The following is a 19,706-nucleotide window of genomic DNA, read 5'->3' as shown; positions in this document are numbered from 1 at the left end:
CTCCCGAATCATGGAAGGAAGTGCGCTGGCTTTTTCTATACATGGAAAGTGGAAAGGGGAAGGAAGGATGAAAAAGAGAAACTTCATGAGATGGGGATGGACAGTGATGCTGTCGTGCAGCTTGCTGGCAGCTGGCTGCGGATCCGGACAGGAAGCTGTGCCAGGTGCGGGGGATTCGCCGTCCCAAGCAACGGAGAGCACATTGGAGAAAGCGAAGAAACAAGGATTTGTGACAGTGGGTTTTGCCAATGAAAAGCCGTACGCTTATGCGACACCTGATGGCAAGCTGACAGGAGAAGCCGTTGAGGTCGCTCGGGCTGTCCTCTCCAAGATGGGAATTAACGAGATGAATGGCGTGCTGACGGAGTTCGGTTCCCTGATTCCGGGACTGATGGCAAAACGATTTGACATCATCACAGCAGGCATGTACATCACACCGGCCCGCTCCAAAGAAGTTGCCTTTGCCAATCCAGAGTACAGCATCGGGGAAGCATTGGCAGTGAAAAAAGGAAATCCGCTAGAGTTGCGCAGCTATCAAGACATTGCTGATAATGCCAAAGCGAAAATCGCCGTCATGAGTGGAGCGATCGAGATGGAATACCTGGAGAAATCCGGTGTGAAAAAGGATCAAATGGTGCTCGTACCTGATCAGCCATCCGCTATCGCTGCCTTGCAGGCTGGCCGTGCAGATGCCATCACGATGACTGGTCCATCTCTGCAGGCTGTTCTGGAAAGTGCGAAAGACAGCAATGTGGAGCGGGTAATGGATTTTGTCCAACCTGTAATTGATGGGCAGAGCATCCGCGGTTATGGAGCAGCCGCTTTCCGCAAAGAGGACGAGGAATTTGTCAAAGCGTACAATGAAGAGCTGAAAAAGCTTAACGATTCAGGAGAGCTGCTGAAGATCCTCGAGCCGTTCGGCTTTACCGAACAGGAGCTGCCTGGGGACAAAACGGCTGAAGAGCTGTCCAAGGAATAATGAGGGCTGCGTCACCGAAAGGAAGAGATGAACGTGAATGAGACCATGCAGATGATTCCTTTGTTGCTCGAAGGAGCAGCGACAACCGTGCAAGTGACAGCACTTTCGGTACTGGTTGCTTTCTTCGTTTCCTTTGCTGCAGGCTTCGGCAGATTGTCTAAATGGCTGTGGGTTCGTTCCATGACTACCGTGTATGTAGAAATCTTTCGAGGCACTTCTCTTCTGGTGCAGATGTTTTGGCTCTTTTTTGCCTTGCCGCTGCTGGGAATCGAGCTGCCTCCGATGGTTGCGGGAGTGATCGCCCTAGGTCTCAACTACGGAGCATACGGATCAGAAGTGGTGCGAAGCTCGATAGTAGCGGTACCAAAAGGACAGACCGAGGCAGCCATCGCATTGAACATGTCACCTTTGCTTCGTATGAGAAGAATCATCTTGCCGCAAGCATTTGTCATGATGCTTCCATCTTTCGGGAATCTGCTGATAGAGCTGTTGAAAGGAACCTCCCTTTTATCCTTGATCACACTGGCTGATCTGACGTTTCAAGGAATGCTGCTGCGCACCTTTGATTCGTCCAGAACATTTCAAATATTCGGCCTTATGTTAGTGATGTATTTCCTGATGGCTTATCCGCTGACTCTGGCAATGCGGTGGCTGGAGCGGCGTGCTTCGGTAGGGAGGGTGTAGCCTATGTGGAGCTGGTCATTCACTTGGGAAATCCTTCCCCAGATTTTAGAAGCGATTCAAACGACGATCCTTGCAACCGTGATCGGGTTTGCACTTGCTATTGTAGGGGGACTGATACTGGCATTCGGTCGCAGAGCGAAGCAGAGATGGCTTTCTGTAGTAGTGGCGGGAATCATCGAGTTTGTGCGCAGCACTCCCCTATTGGTTCAGTTGTACTTTCTTTTTTACGGTCTTCCTGCGATCGGGATCTCTTTTGGACCATTCACTGCAGGGGTTCTCGGGCTGGGCATTCACTACAGCGCCTATCTCTCTGAAGTGTACAGGTCGGGCATTGATGCCGTTCCCAAAGGGCAGTGGGAGGCAGCGAAGGCACTCAATTTTTCCAGAGGAAAGACGTGGTCACGAATCATTTTGCCGCAGGCCATTCGTCCGATTGTTCCCGTTCTAGGCAACTATTTGCTCGTAATGTTCAAGGAAACCCCGATTCTCTCCGCTATCACTTTGGTAGAGATGCTTCTGACTGCGAAAATGATTGGCTCCGCCTCGTTCCGTTATTTGGAGGCCTTTACGCTGGTAGGAATCCTGTTCCTTGTACTCAGCTATGTTTCCACTTTGCTGATTCGCAGGCTGGAGACGAGATGGGGACGGCTTTAAGAAAAGGAGGACTATATGAAAACAAACCAAGGAGCATCTCCTGTCGTAGTCTATCGCGGCGTAAGCAAGTCGTTCGGAGACAATCAAATCCTGCAGCAAATCGACCTGTCCATTGCACCGGGAGAAAAAGTGGCTGTGATTGGTCCGAGCGGTTCGGGGAAGACAACACTCGCAAGGCTGCTGATGACATTGGAGGAGCCGACTTCAGGGACGATTGAGGTAGATGGCCAACAGCTATGGCACAAAACAGTACAGGGGAAGCTTGTACGGGCGGATGAGAAGCATTTGCACGCAATCAGGGGAAACATCGGAATGGTGTTTCAGCACTTCAATCTGTTTCCCCACATGAACATTTTGCGCAACTGCACGGAAGCTCCCATTCACGTATTGGGCTTGAGCAAGCAGGAAGCTGCGCAAAGGGCGATGGCCATGCTGGAAAAAGTAGGTCTGGCAGACAAGGTGGATGCTTATCCAGCCCAGCTTTCGGGAGGGCAAAAGCAAAGGGTGGCGATCGCACGTGCTCTGGTTATGCGTCCCAAGGTGATGCTGTTTGATGAAGTGACCTCTGCGCTTGATCCCGAGCTGGTAGGCGAAGTGCTGAATGTAATCAAAGGAATCGCACGAGAAGGCGAAATGGCAATGCTTTTGATTACGCATGAAATGGATTTTGCCCGAGATGTGGCAGATCGTGTGATATTTACCGATGGCGGCAGCATCGTAGAGCAGGGTACTCCCGAGCAAATCTTTTATCATCCGCAAAGTCCTCGTCTTCAAGCCTTTTTACGACGCTTTCGAGCGGGATGAATCTCTGATGCTCGCCGAAACGATGAAAGGAGGTGATGAATTGAAAACGATTAGAGGTACACGCATTCAACTGCAAACGCCAAAAGCAGAGCAAGGATTTGCAATGTGGCAGTTGGCAAGAGATTCCGGTGTACTAGAACCGAATTCGTCTTACGCCTATCTGATGTTTGCGAAATTTTTCGCAGAGACCTGCCTGCTTGCAGTTGAAGACGGGACACCTATAGGTTTTGTCACCGGCTTTATTCCCCCCGGCTCTCCTCAGACACTGTTTGTCTGGCAGATTGGCGTCAGTGCCGCACACAGAGGCAAAGGAATCGGTAAGCATATGCTTCGTGAGCTGCTTCGTCGACTAGAAAGCAAGAGCGTTTGCTACCTGGAAGCAACTGTGACTATGAGTAACGATGCTTCAAAAGCCTTGTTTACGAGTCTAGCAAACGAATATTCCGCCCGTTACCAAATCAACGAATGCTTTTCAGCCGAGATGTTCCCAGAAGGGGGGCATGAGGCAGAGTGGACGTATCGAGTCGGACCCATTCCCATTCAATCCTGAGGAGGTTACGCATGAAAGCCATTGCAGAAGCGAGAACACCCTTAACCGTATTTGAACAAATGGAATCCGAAGTGAGGAGTTACTGCCGCAGCTTTCCGGTTGTTTTTACCAAGGCGAGTGGCCACATGCTTTGGGATCGTTCGGGCAAAGCGTACATTGATTTTTTTGCTGGTGCAGGTGCTCTCAACTACGGGCACAACAATCCAGCGATCAAGAAAAAGTTGATCGAGTATTTGCAGCAAGACGGACTGACACATAGCTTGGACATGGCGACAGAAGCAAAGGAGGTGCTGCTGCAGACCTTTAGGGAGACCATTCTCAAACCGAGGGGCCTTGCTTATAAAGTCATGTTTCCTGGGCCTACGGGAACCAATTCTGTGGAGGCTGCCTTGAAGCTGGCGCGCAAAGCTACCGGGAGAGAGACCGTCATGAGCTTTACCAATGGCTTTCACGGGATGACCATCGGCTCCTTGGCTGTGACAGGGAATCGGATGAAGCGAGGGGGGGCCGGTATGCCTCTTACCCACACCATCGCAATTCCGTATGACCAATACATGGGAAGCGAGCTGGACACGACGCTCTATATTGAGCGGCTACTCGAAGACGATGGCAGCGGTGTCTCTCTCCCCGCAGCTATGATCCTCGAAACCGTTCAAGGAGAAGGGGGGATTAATGTTGCGAGCATCGAGTGGCTGCAGAAAATTGAAGCGATCTGCCGCAAGCACGGGATTCTGCTCATTATCGATGATGTGCAAGCGGGCTGCGGTCGTACCGGTAGCTTCTTCAGCTTCGAGGAAGCCGGAATTGTGCCTGATATCGTCTGCCTTTCCAAATCAATAGGCGGCTACGGTCTGCCATTTGCCCTTACTCTGTTCAAGCCAGAGCTGGATATATGGCTGCCAGGCGAGCATAACGGCACCTTTCGGGGAAACAACCTGGCTTTTGTAGCAGCGACGGAGTCCTTGCACTATTGGAAGAATGACCAGCTTAGCCGTTCGGTTCTGGCAAAAGGAAACATTGTCCGTACTCGTCTGGAGAAGCTCAAAAAAGCGTACCCCTTCCTCAAAGGAAAGGTGCGTGGGAAAGGCTTGATGCAAGGCTTGGCGGTAGGGGCAGAGGGCATGGCAGAAAAAATATGCGGGAAAGCTTTTGAGCGAGGACTGATTCTGGAGACGTCCGGTCCCAAAAGCGAAGTGATGAAGGTGATGCCGCCACTTACGATTACCGAGGAGGCATTGACAGAAGGATTGGATATTTTGGAGGCTAGCATTCAAGCGTGCAAAGAGGAGGAGAAAGAACAATGATCGTAAAACACCTAGCAGAAATCGTGGGAACGAAAGATGACATCGATACGCCTACATGGAGCAGCAGACGCTTTTTACTGAAGCAGGACCAAATGGGCTTTTCTCTGCATGACACGATTATTAAAGAAGGAACAGAAACCTATATTTGGTACAAAAACCATCTTGAGGCGGTCTATTGCATCGAGGGAGAAGGCGAAATCGAGGTTGTAGGTGGCGAAACCTATGCGATCAGACCAGGGATGATGTACGCCTTGTCCGGCCACGAAAAGCATTTTTTACGAGCCAAAAGTCAAATGCGTATGGTGTGCGTGTTCAATCCACCTTTGACCGGGCGTGAGGTTCACGACGAAGAAGGCGTGTATCCATTGGACGCCGAGTAAAACGATAGATACCTGAAAAGGAGTGTTGTCTGTATGACGCAAGATCTCTATCCTTCCCGCATCAGGGAACAACCATCTATCATCGAGCGTGTCGATCCTGTTGTGTACCGAAATCACAAGACGGACGAAGGCCCTCTATCTGCACAATCGCTGGCTAGCTATGAGCAAAAAGGGTACCTCAGTCTTCGTGGATTTTTTTCCTCGGAGGAAGTGCAAGAATGGCGAGATGAATTGAAAAAGCTCTGGCGGGATAATCGGGGTTCTTCGCGCAAGGAAGTCATTGCGGAGCCATCCAGTCAGGAAATTCGCTCGATTTTTGCTGTGCATCGCGACAATGAGGTATTTCAAAGGCTCTCCCGGCATCCCAGACTCGTTGCAATAGTGGAGCAGATTCTGGGAAGCGAGGTGTACATCCACCAATCGCGAATCAATTACAAGCAAGGATACACAGGCAAAGAGTTTTATTGGCATTCTGATTTTGAAACCTGGCATGTAGAGGATGGGATGCCGCGGATGAGGGCACTCAGCTGCTCCATCGCGCTGGAGGAGAACTTCCATTACAACGGTCCGCTTCTGCTATTGCCAGGCTCGCATCAATCATTCGTATCGTGCGTGGGCCAAACCCCGGACTCTCACTATAAACAATCACTACGCAAACAGGAATATGGGGTACCGGATCAAGACAGCCTGCGCCTTCTGGTCGAGCGGCACGGTATTGATACGATGATTGGTCCTGCGGGGACAGTCGTGCTGTTTGATTGCAACACGATGCACGGGTCCAATGGGAATATAACGCCATTGCCCCGCAGTAATGTGTTCATGGTGTACAACAGTGTAAACAATCGCTTGATTGCTCCTTTTTCCGGGCAGCAGCCGCGGCCAGATTATATAGCTTCACGTGAATAACATTATATATAGAAGAAACACGATTCGCATGGGAGGAGAATCATGGCTCTAATCGTGCAAAAATATGGCGGAACATCTGTTGGTTCGGTGGAGAGGATACGTGCAGTGGCACAACAAATTCTTGTTGCCAGGCAGCAGGGGCATGAGCTGGTAATCGTGCTGTCTGCGATGGGAGACTCAACAGATGGGCTGATGAAGCTTGCTCTGGAAATAGATCCTCATCCCGATAGCCGGGAGCTGGATATGCTGGTAAGCACGGGAGAACAAATTTCCATTTCTCTTTTAACGATGGCTCTGCGTCAAAAAGGTTGTAAAGCCGTCTCACTGACGGGCTGGCAGGCCGGAATTGTAACGGATGAAGAACATCAAGATGCCCAGGTACGCGAGATTCACACAGCGTCTATTCATCAGTGGCTGGCAAGAGGGTATGTAGTCGTGGTTGCAGGCTACCAAGGGGTGACAGATTCTGGTCAGATTACCACCTTGGGCAGAGGAGGATCCGATACAAGTGCGGTCGCATTGGCCGCCCGTTTACATGCAGATTTGTGTGAGATTCATACGGATGTAGATGGTGTGTATACGGCAGATCCCAGGCTTGTCCCCGAAGCAAAAAAGCACACCCAAATCCCTTACGAGCAAATGCTGGAGCTGGCAGAAATGGGGGCTTGCGTCCTTCATCCGCGCAGCGTACGAGAGGCTCGCAAATTCCAGGTGCCTCTTGTGGTGCGTTCCAGCTTTCAAAGAGGGGAAGGTACCCGGGTAGGAGGAGAGATGGATTGCGGAATCTCCTCAGCGTTTTGGGGGATTGCACACCAGGAAAAAATGGCAGTTCTTTCTATTAAAGGAGAAAGACGAGAGGAGGCATGCAGTCACCTCGCCAAGCATTTCGATACGGTGGGGGTTGAAGCGGAAGCTGTTGTCAGTGTTTCGGACTGCATGCAATACTCACTGTCGGCCAATGAACTTGAGAATGCAACGGCTATTCTTCAAAATGATGGGAAGCGTCTGGGAATTGAGGGCTGGGAATGCGAGCAGGATATGACAAAAGTCACTATCGTCCCGGCAGATCCATTCACCGAGAAGGACATGACAGGCAAGCTTGCTGAGCTTCCTTTTCCTGTTCGCTGGTTAAAACCTGTGAAGCGCAGGATTTCGTGTGTTATGCCCTCGGCTATGTCCAAAGCTGTCATGCAGACGATTCATCGATCATTGGCTATGAATCTGAACGCGGGAAGGTCAAAAGACTTCCTGCTTTAGAGAAGAACCGAGACTACCCCCTGCGAGTCAAATCGCAGGGGATTTCTTTTGCTCATTCGCCATCCGCCGCATCGCTTCCCGGCGCACAAACCCGTACTGTTCGTACAGCCCATGTGCATCCCGTGTCGCCAGCGAAATGTTGGTTTGGGCAATGGCAGGGTGCTGTGTGATCACTTCCATGAGCCATTTGCTTAAACCTTTTCCGCGGTGGGCAGGATCGATGAAAACATCGCATAGCCAGGAGAACGTCGTGTAATCGGTCACGATACGAGCGAAGCCTACCTGCCCTGTTTCGCTGTAGATGCCGAAGCAGATGGAGTGCTCAAAGCTAGTGAAAATCACCTCCCTCGATCTCTCCGATGCCCAATAGGTTGTGGAGAGCCACTGGAAAATCTGTTCCCTGTCCAATAAGTCTTTGATGTCACTGATGGAATAAGGTAATTCTGCATGCTTCATTTTCAATCTGTACCCTCCTATAACCACTTTACTGATTGGTATGTGATCAAATATACTGAACATAAAGAGTTATTTAAACAAATAAATTCACATCTGTACCCATACAGTTTGGTAAGAGGGGATGAGGGATGGAGAACAAATACGAAGTCGTGAAAGCGCTTTTAAAAGAGCAGCTGCTAACCCACGCAATCAAGCCAGGTGAAAAGCTGCCTTCCATACGAGCAGCGTCTGAGCTTTGGTCGTGCAGCAAAAACACGGCGATCCGAGCGTATCAAGAGCTGGAAAATGAGCATTTGATTTACTCTGTCCCGAAAAGCGGCTACTATGCCGTGGTTCGAGCCGAGAAGACAACGACATCTGCGATTGACTGGATCGATTTTTCCTCCGCCACACCGGATGCAGAGGTGATGCCGTATAAAGATTTTCAGCACTGCCTAAACCGTGCTATCGAGCTTTATGAGGATCATCTGTTTACGTATTCCGATCCACAGGGATTTTTTACGCTGAGAAGAGCGCTCGAAAAACATTTGGCGCATTCGCAGATTTTTGCGCCTCCTTCGCAGATCTGTGTCGTGTCTGGCGCGCAGCAGGCTTTGCATCTCCTCGCCTCCATGCCTTTTCCCAATGGAAAGAGCGCGGTGCTGGTCGAACAGCCGACCTTTCATGGCATGCTTCGTTCTCTGGAGCTTTTGGGGGTCACAGCGCTGGGCATCGAACGGAGGATGGATGGGATTGACCTCGACGAGCTGGAGCGGCATTTCCGCAATAATCACATCAAGTTTTTTTACACGGTTCCGCGGTTCCACAATCCGCTCGGGGCAAGCTATACGGAAGAACAGAAAAAGCAGATAGCCATGCTCGCGCAAAAATACGACGTCTACATCGTGGAGGATGACTTCCTGGCGGATATGGACACGGATGAAAAGGCCGATCCGATTTATGCGTATGATCAGGCAGGCAAGGTGATTTACGTCAAGAGCTTCTCCAAGATCATGCTGCCCGGGCTGAGACTGGCGTGTGTCGTGCTCCCAACCTCGTTGATGGAGACGTTCCGGCTTTTCAAAGCGTCCAGTGATTCCAGCACAGCGGCACTGTCGCAGGCAGCGCTGGAGCTGTATTTGAACTGCGGTATGTACGATCATCATGCTGGCTTGGTCAGAGAGAGGTATCGCATGCGAATGGAAAAGCTCGCAGAATGTGCAAGCCGGTTGCTTCCCCCACAAGTGCAGCTAGCAACAGGACGGGGAGGAATCTTCGCCCGGTTGTCTCTGTCCGATGAAGTCAATCTTCATGATCTGATTACGGCTTTGCACTTAAAACAAGTAAGGGTGAATTCCACGGAGCAGAACTATCTGCGTTTGTTTCGCCGGTATCATGGCCTGCGGATCAGCATCATGCAAACGGATTTCACAAAAATTGAGAGAGGGATTCAAATCGTGGCTGAGACGCTGGAGAGCCTGCTGGAACAGCAAAAATCGAACCGGCTGCACGTCATTGACTGGATATGATTGGATATAGGAGGAATAATCAAAATCTTTTGTATTGACACGATAGTTACGAAAAATTTAAAATAAGTTCATATAGGAAACTATGTTTTGTATATAAAACATAAAAACGATAAAGTAGAATTTTTCATCGAAAAAGAGCTTGAAGATACTTTGACAAGGAAGTAACAACAAAGCTCGCTTTTTTTTGCGAAATAATCGAAACATTGTTTTGTATACAAAACACAAATCTAACCATTAGAGGTGAAATGGATGCTAGGTATCACCCATTTGCGGCATATCAGCTTGTTTACACCGGTCTTGAAAGAACACGCAGATTTCTACGAAAAAGTATGGGGATTAGATAAGCTTCAGGAGGACGAAAACAACGTTTACTTCCGTGGAGCCGGATCCGAAAACCACATTCTCCACCTGCAGGCTGGAGAAAAACGCGGTTTGCATCATATCGCGTTTGGAATGATTGACAAGAATGCCGTAGATACCGCGGCTGAAAAGCTGAAAGAGCTGGGCATCCCTCTCGTCTCCGAGCCAGGCTATCTCGACGAAGCGGGCGCAGGCTACGGATTGCGTTTCCTCGATCCAGAAGGACGCTGCATCGAGCTGTCCTGTTGGGTAGAGATCCACACGAAGGACTGGAGCAAGAAAAATGTGGATCCAATCAAGCTGAACCACGTGGTTATGAACACGAAAGACATCGACATGATCACAGACTTTTATACCAAGGTACTGAGCTTCAAGGTAACCGACTGGAGCGAGCATCAGATGGTCTTCCTGCGCTGCAACAAAAACCATCACTCCCTCGCTTTCAACCAGGATGTGCATGCGTCCGTTAATCACATCGCGTATGAAGTGGAGAGCGTAGATGAAGTGATGCGTGGAATCGGTAACGTTCGCAAGGCAGACGTAGAGCCCATGTGGGGACCTGGTCGTCACGGCCCTGGTAACAACATCTTCTGTTACTTCCGCGATCCAGCCGGCTACGTCATGGAGTACACCTGTTACCTGACTACGGTAGAAGATGACGATAAATGGCAGGCACTGGTTTGGAAGCGTGTTCCTCACCTGATGGATCAGTGGGGAATTGCAGGACCACCACCACCAGGAGCGCGTGCTTCCATGCAGGGCGATCCGGACGAGGGCTGGGCAACCAAGCTCGCAGGCAAGCAATAAGAAAACTACCTATCTGGCACGAGCGTAAGGGAGTGGATAAACCGATGGATTTGGGACTGAAAAATAAAGTCGCGGTAATCATGGGCGGAACTTCTGGTGTTGGCTTGAAGGCAGCGGAAATGTTCCTGCAGGAAGGCGCCAAGGTTGCCATCTGCGGACGTGATCAAAAACGCATGGAGGGAGCGGCCAATCACCTGGCTGCATTCGCCCCCTCTGAGCAGGTGTTTGCTGAGACCTGCGACGTTACCAATAAAGAAGACGTAACCCGTTTTATCGACGGAGCAGCCGAAGCGTTTGGCGGCGTGGACATTTTGGTCAACGCAGCAGGACAGAGCGTGATGGGCTACTTCTTCGACATTACCGATGAGCAATGGAGACAGCAGATTGATCTGAAGTACTTTGCCATCATCAACGCGGTTCGTGCCGTTCATCCGCATCTGCTGAAGCGTGGCGGCGGCCGGATCGTCAACATCAACGCTACGCTGGCAAAAGAACCAGAGCGTCACATGGTAGCGACTGCGGCTACTCGTGCAGGACTGTTGAATCTGAGCAAAACCTTGTCCCACGAGCTGGCACCGAACAACATCCTGGTCAACTCGGTGAGCCTGGGGTTGATTGCAACGGATCAATGGGAGCGCAGACGGATGAAAAACGCTCCTGATATGGACCCGACAGAATACTACAACGATTTGGCACAAAAACGGAACATCCCGCTTGGCCGAGTGGGACAGCCGGAAGAGGTTGCGAGTGTGATTCTCTTCCTGGCGTCTGAGCAGGCAAGCTATGTATCCGGTTCGACAATAGAAGTTGCGGGGGCTTTGGGAAAAGCGCTGTAATGTGAAGGGGCGAGAGAAGAACATGACAACGAATGTGCAAATGGAATTCACAACGGCAGACGCAGTTGTTGCGGAGCTTGTACGCGCCGGAGTAGAAGTCGTTTTCGGTGTAGTAAGTATTCATAACATGCCAATCTACGACGCGCTATTGCGCGAGGGCAGCATCCGTATCGTTTGCTCCCGTGGTGAGAGTGGTGCAGCGAACATGGCTGACGGCTATGCTCGCGCGACAGGCAAGCTCGGTGTCGTCATCACTAGTACGGGTAGCGGTGCAGGCAACGCAGCAGGTTCTCTGGTAGAGGCATGGGCTGCCGGAACGCCTGTCCTGCATTTGACAGGGGAAGTTTCCTCCAAATACTTGGGCACAGGCAGAGGATACATCCACGAATGTAAAGACCAGCTGTCCATGATGAGCGGCTGCTGTAAAGAAGCGTATCGTCTGCGCAAGCCTGAGCAAGCGGCAGCAGTAGTACGCCAAGCAATCCAAAATGCAACAACGGCTCCACGCGGTCCTGTCTCTTTGGAAATTCCAATCGACTTCCAATCTGCGATCATTCCAAACAGCGTGCTAGAAGCAATGCAGCCTGTATCTGCTCCTGCCGCAGCTCCACATATTCCAGCAGAAGTAACCCAGAAAATCGCAGCGGCTCGTCGTCCTGTGATCTGGGCAGGTGGAGGCGTGATCTCCTCGGAAGCATCTGCAGAGCTGACCCGTCTGGCTGAACTGACTGGCGCAGCGGTCATCACGAGCCAATCCGGTAAAGGATCTATTCCAGAGGATCATCCACAATGCATCGGTCACTTCGCTGCCTATGAAGACGTGAAAAACCTGCTGAAGCAATCCGATCTTTTGATCAGTGTAGGCGTACGCTTCCGCGGCAATGAAACAGCCAACTGGAAAGTGACTGCACCAGAAGATCACATCAGCATCGATGCGGACTGGAGCGCATTCAACCGCAACTACGAGATTACACACGGCCTTTTGGGTGAAGCGAAAGAGATCCTGAACGCGATCAATGAAGACCTGGCAGCCAAAAACACAGCGCCAGATGCTGCTTATGTAGCAGAAGTAAAAGGCGTAAGAGAAAAAATCCGCGGGATTCTCCGCGATACGCTGGGTCCATACGAGAAATTCGTCGATGGCATGCGCAAAGTCCTGCCGAAGGATGCGATCCTCGTTCGCGACGTAACCGTTCCTGCAAACGTATGGGGCAGCCGCCTGTTTGAAATCTACGAGCCTCGCACATCCATTCACGCTTCTGGCGGTGGTATCGGACAAGGCCTGCCAACAGCATTGGGTGCACAAGCAGGTCGTCTGGATCGCGTCGTCGTTCTGATGGCTGGTGACGGTGGATACATGCTGAACGTAGGCGAAATGCCGGTAGCCGTTCAAGAAAACCTGCCGCTGATCGTCGTTCTCTTTGACGACCAAGGCTATGGCGTACTGCGCAACATCCAGGATGCCGCATACGGACGCCAAGTTGCTGTAGATCTGGTGAGCCCAGACTTTGTGATGCTGGCAAAATCCATGGGCTTTGAAGCCAATCGCATTGGTAACCCGGATGAGTTCGTAGCAGAGCTGGAAGCAGCAGTTGCTCGCAGAAAGCCATCCATGATCGTCGTCGACATGAATGCTGTCGGTCCAATGGCCAAGCCGTTCGGAGGCCCTCCTGGAGCAGCAGATGCATTCAAGCCGAAAAAATTGTAAGGAGGCCTGATCATCCATGTCAAACGCATATCCTAGCATTTCCGGCCAATTTCTGATCAATGGTGAGTGGGTAAAAGGGGCAAAGGTCACAGATGTGACCAACCCCGCCTCTCTCACAGAGGTAGTAGGGCAAGTCGCTCTTTGCTCCAAGGAAGATGTTCAGCAAGCGATCGATGCTGCTGAGCAGGCGTTTCCGGCTTGGGCATCTACGCCTGCGGCAAAACGGGCGGAGCTGGTAAAAGAAGCTTCCAAGCACTTGGCGCCGATCATTGAGCAAACAGTTCCCCTGTTCGTTCGTGAAAACGGGAAACCGCAGGTAGAAGCGAAAAAGGACATCATGCGCTGTGTGGAAATCATGAGCCAGGGGGCAGATGCCCTGGTCAAATGGTGGGAGCCGCAATCCATCCCGGGTGGACAAATGGTTCAGCTGCGCAGAAGACCAAGAGGGGTTACAGCCGTTATTTCTCCTTGGAATTCTCCGATGATTCTTACGTTCAAACGCGTGATCCCTGCGATTCTTGCAGGAAATACGGTCGTAGTAAAACCAGCTACAGACTGCCCGTTGACTGTTTTGGCAACGCTTAAAGTCGTAGCAGAGCACTTGCCTCCGGGTGTCATCAATATCGTTACCGGTTCCGGCGCTTTGGTCGGAGAGCAGATCTGCGCTGACCCGCGCGTTCGTACCATTGCCTTTACAGGAAGTACCGAAACAGGAAAGCGTATCATGAGCATGTCTGCCGGTACTGTGAAAAAGCTGTACATGGAGCTGGGCGGAAACGATCCGGCGCTCATCCTGCCAGATGCCGTTCTCGACGAAACCGCGATGACACGCATTCGCATGGGGATTCTCCGAGCAGCCGGTCAGGTTTGCTCCGCGATCAAGCGTGTATACGTGCATGAGTCGCGCTACGAAGAGTTCATGAGCAAGCTGACTCGCGAGTTTGGCCGCATGATCGTAGGGAACGGAATGCAGCCAGACGCTATGATGGGCCCAATCAACAACAAAGCGCAATACGACTACGTGACAGGCTTGATCGAGCGCACAAAGCAAGCGGGTGCTCAGGTAGATACACTCGGTATCAAGCTGGATGAAGAATCCTGGGGTCAAGGCTACTTCCTGCTCCCTTCGATCGCAACTGGTCTTGATCAATCGAGCGAGCTGGTACGTGCCGAGCAGTTCGGTCCAGTCATTCCCGTACTGAAGTATTCCGATTTGGACGAGGCGATCGCGATGGCGAACGACACAGAGTTCGGCCTGCGTGCTTCGGTATGGACGGCAGATCAGAGCGTTGCCGAGACATTTGCTGATCGTCTGGATGCAGGGGCGGTTTTCTTCAATAACCATACGATTTTCCAAGATCTGCACTACGATTTCCCAGGCTTGAAAGAGAGCGGACTTAGCCGTGAAACACAAATGTGCGGTATCGACCTCTTTGCGGATACCTACGGATTTGCCAACTAACAACGACTAACAGACCAGAAGCTTTTGCCAAAGTTGCCATTCAACTAAGACTGAATATTGCGTGTCCAGTCATCAGGGGGTTGTTGCTCACATGCTTAGCAAAAACATGCGATGGGTTTACATTTCATTGCCAATCTTCTTCTTTTGGTTCTTTGGCCAGATCGACAAGCTAGGGATTTCTGTCATTCAGACAGATCCGGGCTTTCTGCAGGACATGGGACTGATCGGTCCGGATAAAAATGCGAAAATCGGGTTCTTGACCTTTATTTTTACGGTAGCTTACGCCTTGTCTAACTTGTTCTGGGGCGTCGTGATCGACAAGCTGGGAGCACGGAAGACAGCCATGCTGGGGATAGCCGTATGGACCGTCACCATGGTGATGGCTGGTCTCTCCACTTCGTATGAAATGTTTGTGCTTTCTCGTATTATCCTGGGGATCGGGGAAGGGATTATGATCCCGGTGTCTGGTAAATTTATTGCCAACTGGTTTAATCGAAATGAGCTGGGTCGCGCACAAGCTTCGTGGATTTCCGGTAACTATCTGGGACCAGCGCTTGGAGCACTTGTATTGTCCGTCTTGATTGCCAACTTGACCTGGCATTCTTCCTTTTTCATTCTGGCTGCTTGTAACCTGATCTTGAACATTCCGATGTTCTACTTCATGACGCGCGATAAGCCGGAAGATCATCCGAAGCTGAGCAAAGAAGAGCTGGCCTTTATCCGCAGCAACGATGGAAACGTGGAAGAAAAGCAAAACTTTGCGCAGGATTTCCGTTATTGGATCGTTTGGATCGGGATGCTGGTGGCGTCCTTCCTGTTCTTCGGATTGAGCATTTGGCTGCCGACTTACCTGACACAAGGCAAAGGCTTTGCTCGCGAAGCAATGGCAGGGATTACTTCTCTCTCCTGGCTGTTTGCCCTCGTCTTCGTACTGGTGTGCGGCTACTTGGCTGATAAGACGAAGCGTCCTGGCCTACTCGCAGCGATTTTATTCGGACTCTGTGCGCTCTTCCTCGGCATTGCCGTGAGTGCGACCAACCCGATCATTGCGGGGATCTCCATCGGACTCGCCATGGGAACACAAGGCGGCGTATTCCATCTGAGTAACCTGTTCATTGTCAAATTCTCTACCCCTGAAACGGCCGGACGCGCAGCTGGCTTGATGGGCTTCACGAATATTCTGGGCGGTTTTGCGAGCTACATCATGGGCTGGATGCGCGACCTTTCCGGCGGAGATTTCGGACCATCGATCTTGATGCTGATCGCCATCTCCCTGATCGGCTTCGTCGCTTACCTCTTTACCTTGAAACGGGAAGCAGCGGAGGCCGTGCAAATCAAGCAGGCAGAACGTGCTCGAGCTGTATCATAAGTTTTTATAACTGTAATTCTGAGATTGGAGTGAAAACGCATGGGCAAACCAGAAGTGCGCTTGGATGAAATGACAAGGGATGAAGCCCTTCAATACCTGAACGAGACAATGAACCCGGAAGAGGGTGCCATTCCCGCCTATATCTTGTCGGACCCTACGATCTACAAGCTGGAGCATGAAAAAATCTTCATGAAAACGTGGGTATTGCTCGGCCACGTTTCCGAAATTCCAAACAAAAATGACTACATGCTCCGCGACCTGGCTGGTTACTCCGTCATTGTTTCTCATGGACAAGACGGTGAAATCCGTGCTTTCTACAACATGTGTACCCACCGCGGGATGAAGCTTTGCCGTGCGGATCATGGAAACAAAGCGAATTTCACTTGTCCGTACCATGGCTTCAACTTTAAAAATAACGGCGACCTGATCGGGGTTCCACTGCAAAATGACATTTACGGCGGTAGACTCGATACCTCCAAAATGGGCCTGAACAAAGTAACGATCGATACGTATCGCGGTCTGATTTTTGGTACATGGAACGACAATCCGCAGCCATTGGATGATTTCCTCAGCGATTTCAAATGGTATTTGGATATTGGGCTCGGCCGTACGGAGATGGAAGTTGTGGGACCGCCACAAAAATTCATCGTCCATTCCAACTGGAAAATCGGTTCGGATAACTTCGTGAGTGACTCCTATCATACGATGGTGACCCACGGATCGATCGCACAGCTTGGCATGGTGCCAAGCGCAACCTACTCCAAAAAAGGCTATCAGGTTCATACGGATAACGGACATGGATGTCTGATCGGGATGCCAAACCCTGACTTCCCGTTCCCGGAAGAGCTGAAAGACGAGTACAAGGCAAACCTGACACCTGAGCAGTTCGATCTGATTTCCAATATGAAAAACTTGATCGGTACCCTGTTCCCGAACCTGTCCATTCTGGTATCCCATACGAAAGTAAAAGGACAGCTTGTTTCCAACACCACGATGCGCCTGTGGAAGCCAGTTGGACCAGACAAGATGGAAGTCATGACCTGGTTCCTGGTGGAGAAAAATGCATCCGAAGACTGGAAATATCGTTCCCGTGAAGCGTATATCCTGACGTTTAGCCCGTCCGGTATTTTTGAGCAGGACGACACCGAAGTATTTACCGATATCACGCAAGCGGCTTCGGGAACGATGCCTTTTGCCAAGCAACTGACTTACAACTACACAATGGGTATGCACCGTGAGCCTGTGACCGATTTCCCTGGACCAGGTGTTGCCTATGGAGATAAATTCTCGGAAGCCAACTCCCGGAACTACTACCGCTACTGGCTGAACCTGATGAACTCGTAATTGCCTAAGGAGGAAGAGTCGATGAGCATGGAAATGATGCTGGCTACTTACGAATTCCAGCAATGGTTGTACCGTGAAGCAAAATTGTTGGATGATATCGATTTTGACGGCTGGTTTGCTTTGATGCATCCCGAAATTATGTACTCAATGCCAGTCCGCGTAAACAAAGAAGGGATCGAGCGTCCTGACTACGCGACAGACATGTTCGCCTTCCATGACGATCATCACCTGCTGTCCCTTCGTGTTGAGCGTTTGAAGTCCGACTACGCTTGGGCGGAGATTCCTCCGTCCCGGACACGCCGCTCGGTGAACAACGTGCGGGTAGAGGAGTATGCTCCGGGCGAAAAAGCAGTGGTGAAAAGCTACCTGCTTCTGTATCGCAGCCGTTCGACCGACATTCACCACGACATCGTATCGGGTGAGCGTACCGATGAATTCGTGTATGTAGACGGCGAGTGGAAGCTGAAAAAGCGCTTCTTCGTTATCGACCAAACCACCATCAATACACGTAACCTGGCAATTTTCGTATAGAGAGAGGGAGGCATGACGGGCATGGCAGAGCTTGCGGGAAAATCAGTGTATATCACAGGGGGAGCCTCCGGAATCGGCAAGGCGGTAGTGGAGGCCTTCATCAAAGAAGGAGCTGTTGTAACGGTACTGGATCGCTCGGCGGACGGCCTCAGCGAGCTGGAACAGCACCTCGGCGACAGCGTCCGTACCATCACGGGTGATGTGACTGTGTACGAGGACCATCAGCGAGCGGTGCAATGTGCAGTCGAGGCATTTGGGAAGCTGGACATTCTCGTCTCCAATGCCGGCGTGTTTGACGCATTTGCGAAATTCGTCGATGTTACCCCACAGGCGATGTCGGATGCCTACGACATGTTGTTTAACATCAATGTAAAAGGGAGCTTTTTCGCTGCCAAAGCGGCAGTGGATGAACTGAAACGGACGCGGGGGAACATGATTTTCACCGTGTCCGGTGCAGGCTTTTACCCGGATGGCGGGGGCGTGTGGTACACCGCGAGCAAGCATGCGCAGATCGGTCTCTTGCGGCAGCTCGCTTTCGAATTGGCACCCGATATTCGGGTAAATGCTGTGGCTCCAGGCGGTACATTGACAGCCTTATCCGTGATTCCACCTCTGCGTCCTTTTGTCAATGTGGTTGACAACGAAACAAAGGCGAAGAGCATCAAGCGCCGCAACCCATTGCAAATCGCAATGGAACCAGAGGATCACGTCGGGGCGTACGTCCTCTTGGCATCAGATAAAGCACGTGCGATTACCGGTGAAGTATTGGCCAGCGACGGAGGACTAGTCGTACGCGGACTTGGATAGGGGGAAAAAAGACATGACACAAGCACTGCTCGGAACAAGCGAGATAAACCAGATTTGCTTTGTCGTAAAGGACATTGAAAAAGCGGCTGGGGCTTTTGCCACTCTGCTCGGAATTGAGAAGCCGAACTGGTTTTTGACAGGTACACAGGAAATTTCTCAAATCGTTTACAACGGAGTACCAACTCCTGCACGCAATAAGCTGATCTTCATCAACACACCATCCGTACAGATCGAGCTGATCGAGCCAGATCAGGAGCCAAGCACCATGCGTGACTTCCTGAACCAAAAGGAAGGTATCCACCATGTAGCTGTAAATACGGACGATATGAAAAAGCAGCTGGCACTTCTCGGCGAAAACGGCTATGGCGTCATTCAAACCGGCGAATTCACTGCGAGCAAAGGACGTTATGCCTACGTAAATACTGTTCCTGCCTGCAAAACGATGGTAGAGCTGTTGGAGCGCGATGAGCCACAGCCGATTCCTCCTGTAAAACCAAGAACAGCAGACGATCCACAGCCTCTTCTGGGCACCGACACGTTGACGCAGATCGCGGTTGTCGTAAAAGATCTGGATGAAGCAGCTGAAGCGTACTGCGCGCTTTTGGGCATAGAAAAGCCGACCGTGCTGAAAGAAGGCGACAGCAAAATCACACAAGTCGTTTACCGTGGCGAGCCTACTGAGGCGAAAGCTCGCTTCCTGTTCATCAAGACCCCGATGATCGAGATTGAGCTGATCGAGCCAGGCGATTCCCCAAGCACCTGGAAGGAACACCTCGAGACAAAAGGCGAGGGTGTCCATCATATTTCCTTCCACGTGAAAAACATGGATGAGAAAATTGCCATCCTGGAGGAAAAAGGATATCCTGTGATTCAAAAGGGGAACTTCTTTAACGGTACAGGTCGCTATGCTTACATGGATACGACTTCTGACTACCATGTCATTATCGAGCTGTTGGAAAAGTTCGAAGCGTAAGTGGAGTAAATGGTAGGTGGGACGGAT

At 51.0% G+C, this 19,706-nt stretch carries 20 protein-coding genes; 19 read left to right on the top strand and 1 reads right to left on the bottom strand.

The window, feature by feature from the left end:
• Positions 1 to 67 precede the first annotated feature (67 nt).
• Genes ehuB through ACLIN2_RS23555 form a run of 9 tightly spaced genes read left to right on the top strand, consistent with a single transcriptional unit; the run spans position 68 to position 7,518 of the window.
• Positions 68 to 979 (top strand): ectoine/hydroxyectoine ABC transporter substrate-binding protein EhuB, encoded by a 912-nt coding sequence (gene ehuB, locus ACLIN2_RS23595; RefSeq protein WP_400587814.1) that lies wholly within the window; start codon positions 68 to 70, stop codon positions 977 to 979.
• Positions 980 to 1,006: 27 nt separating this feature from the next.
• The gene (gene ehuC, locus ACLIN2_RS23590; RefSeq protein ID WP_411502310.1) at positions 1,007 to 1,663 is read left to right on the top strand and encodes an ectoine/hydroxyectoine ABC transporter permease subunit EhuC; all 657 of its coding nucleotides are present in this window, start codon (positions 1,007 to 1,009) and stop codon (positions 1,661 to 1,663) included.
• 3 nt (positions 1,664 to 1,666) lie between these two features.
• On the top strand, positions 1,667 to 2,317 hold the full coding sequence (gene ehuD / locus ACLIN2_RS23585) for an ectoine/hydroxyectoine ABC transporter permease subunit EhuD (protein ID WP_310232131.1): 651 nt from the start codon (positions 1,667 to 1,669) through the stop codon (positions 2,315 to 2,317).
• Positions 2,318 to 2,332: 15 nt separating this feature from the next.
• On the top strand, positions 2,333 to 3,121 hold the full coding sequence (gene ehuA / locus ACLIN2_RS23580; protein ID WP_411502309.1) for an ectoine/hydroxyectoine ABC transporter ATP-binding protein EhuA: 789 nt from the start codon (positions 2,333 to 2,335) through the stop codon (positions 3,119 to 3,121).
• 40 nt (positions 3,122 to 3,161) lie between these two features.
• Entirely contained in the window at positions 3,162 to 3,671 is a 510-nt protein-coding gene (gene ectA / locus ACLIN2_RS23575) for a diaminobutyrate acetyltransferase (RefSeq protein ID WP_411502308.1), read from the top strand.
• A gap of 11 nt (positions 3,672 to 3,682) precedes the next feature.
• Positions 3,683 to 4,975 (top strand): diaminobutyrate--2-oxoglutarate transaminase, encoded by a 1,293-nt coding sequence (gene ectB, locus ACLIN2_RS23570; protein WP_411502307.1) that lies wholly within the window; start codon positions 3,683 to 3,685, stop codon positions 4,973 to 4,975.
• Positions 4,972 to 5,355, top strand: a complete 384-nt coding sequence (locus ACLIN2_RS23565) for an ectoine synthase (RefSeq protein WP_122926634.1) — start codon at positions 4,972 to 4,974, stop codon at positions 5,353 to 5,355. Before ectB ends, ACLIN2_RS23565 begins: the two co-directional genes overlap by 4 nt.
• A 33-nt stretch (positions 5,356 to 5,388) precedes the next feature.
• Positions 5,389 to 6,261: an ectoine hydroxylase gene (thpD, locus tag ACLIN2_RS23560; RefSeq protein WP_400587823.1), complete on the top strand. Its 873-nt coding sequence runs from the start codon at positions 5,389 to 5,391 to the stop codon at positions 6,259 to 6,261.
• A gap of 42 nt (positions 6,262 to 6,303) precedes the next feature.
• Positions 6,304 to 7,518 (top strand): aspartate kinase, encoded by a 1,215-nt coding sequence (locus ACLIN2_RS23555; RefSeq protein ID WP_411502306.1) that lies wholly within the window; start codon positions 6,304 to 6,306, stop codon positions 7,516 to 7,518.
• 27 nt (positions 7,519 to 7,545) lie between these two features.
• Here the strand turns inward: ACLIN2_RS23555 and ACLIN2_RS23550 are convergent, their stop codons facing one another.
• Entirely contained in the window at positions 7,546 to 7,974 is a 429-nt protein-coding gene (locus ACLIN2_RS23550) for a GNAT family N-acetyltransferase (protein WP_411504584.1), read from the bottom strand.
• 128 nt (positions 7,975 to 8,102) lie between these two features.
• Between ACLIN2_RS23550 and ACLIN2_RS23545 the strand changes: the two genes are divergently transcribed.
• From ACLIN2_RS23545 to ACLIN2_RS23500, 10 genes are all read left to right on the top strand, one after another.
• Positions 8,103 to 9,482: a PLP-dependent aminotransferase family protein gene (locus ACLIN2_RS23545; protein ID WP_411502305.1), complete on the top strand. Its 1,380-nt coding sequence runs from the start codon at positions 8,103 to 8,105 to the stop codon at positions 9,480 to 9,482.
• Positions 9,483 to 9,731: 249 nt separating this feature from the next.
• Complete coding sequence (locus ACLIN2_RS23540; protein ID WP_411502304.1) at positions 9,732 to 10,649, top strand: VOC family protein; 918 nt, start codon at positions 9,732 to 9,734, stop codon at positions 10,647 to 10,649.
• A 44-nt stretch (positions 10,650 to 10,693) separates the two neighbouring features.
• Positions 10,694 to 11,485 (top strand): SDR family oxidoreductase, encoded by a 792-nt coding sequence (locus ACLIN2_RS23535; RefSeq protein WP_411502303.1) that lies wholly within the window; start codon positions 10,694 to 10,696, stop codon positions 11,483 to 11,485.
• A gap of 22 nt (positions 11,486 to 11,507) precedes the next feature.
• A complete protein-coding gene (locus ACLIN2_RS23530) occupies positions 11,508 to 13,193 on the top strand; it encodes a thiamine pyrophosphate-binding protein (protein WP_411502302.1) in 1,686 nt (561 codons plus the stop codon).
• A 16-nt stretch (positions 13,194 to 13,209) separates the two neighbouring features.
• Entirely contained in the window at positions 13,210 to 14,655 is a 1,446-nt protein-coding gene (locus ACLIN2_RS23525) for an aldehyde dehydrogenase family protein (RefSeq protein WP_310232167.1), read from the top strand.
• A gap of 91 nt (positions 14,656 to 14,746) precedes the next feature.
• On the top strand, positions 14,747 to 16,024 hold the full coding sequence (locus ACLIN2_RS23520; protein ID WP_400587830.1) for an MFS transporter: 1,278 nt from the start codon (positions 14,747 to 14,749) through the stop codon (positions 16,022 to 16,024).
• 39 nt (positions 16,025 to 16,063) lie between these two features.
• Positions 16,064 to 17,368, top strand: a complete 1,305-nt coding sequence (locus tag ACLIN2_RS23515; protein WP_092275843.1) for an aromatic ring-hydroxylating dioxygenase subunit alpha — start codon at positions 16,064 to 16,066, stop codon at positions 17,366 to 17,368.
• A gap of 21 nt (positions 17,369 to 17,389) precedes the next feature.
• Positions 17,390 to 17,899 (top strand): aromatic-ring-hydroxylating dioxygenase subunit beta, encoded by a 510-nt coding sequence (locus ACLIN2_RS23510; RefSeq protein ID WP_092275840.1) that lies wholly within the window; start codon positions 17,390 to 17,392, stop codon positions 17,897 to 17,899.
• A gap of 21 nt (positions 17,900 to 17,920) precedes the next feature.
• Positions 17,921 to 18,706, top strand: coding sequence for an SDR family NAD(P)-dependent oxidoreductase (locus ACLIN2_RS23505; RefSeq protein WP_310232176.1), 786 nt, complete (start codon positions 17,921 to 17,923; stop codon positions 18,704 to 18,706).
• 13 nt (positions 18,707 to 18,719) lie between these two features.
• Positions 18,720 to 19,679, top strand: coding sequence for a VOC family protein (locus ACLIN2_RS23500; protein ID WP_400587836.1), 960 nt, complete (start codon positions 18,720 to 18,722; stop codon positions 19,677 to 19,679).
• Positions 19,680 to 19,706 lie beyond the last annotated feature (27 nt).

This window comes from Brevibacillus centrosporus, from assembly GCF_046622605.1.
In the GTDB taxonomy this organism is placed as follows: domain Bacteria; phylum Bacillota; class Bacilli; order Brevibacillales; family Brevibacillaceae; genus Brevibacillus; species Brevibacillus centrosporus.
The sequence above is the reverse complement of the archived record's forward strand: the minus strand, read 5'-3'. Positions and strand labels throughout refer to the sequence as shown.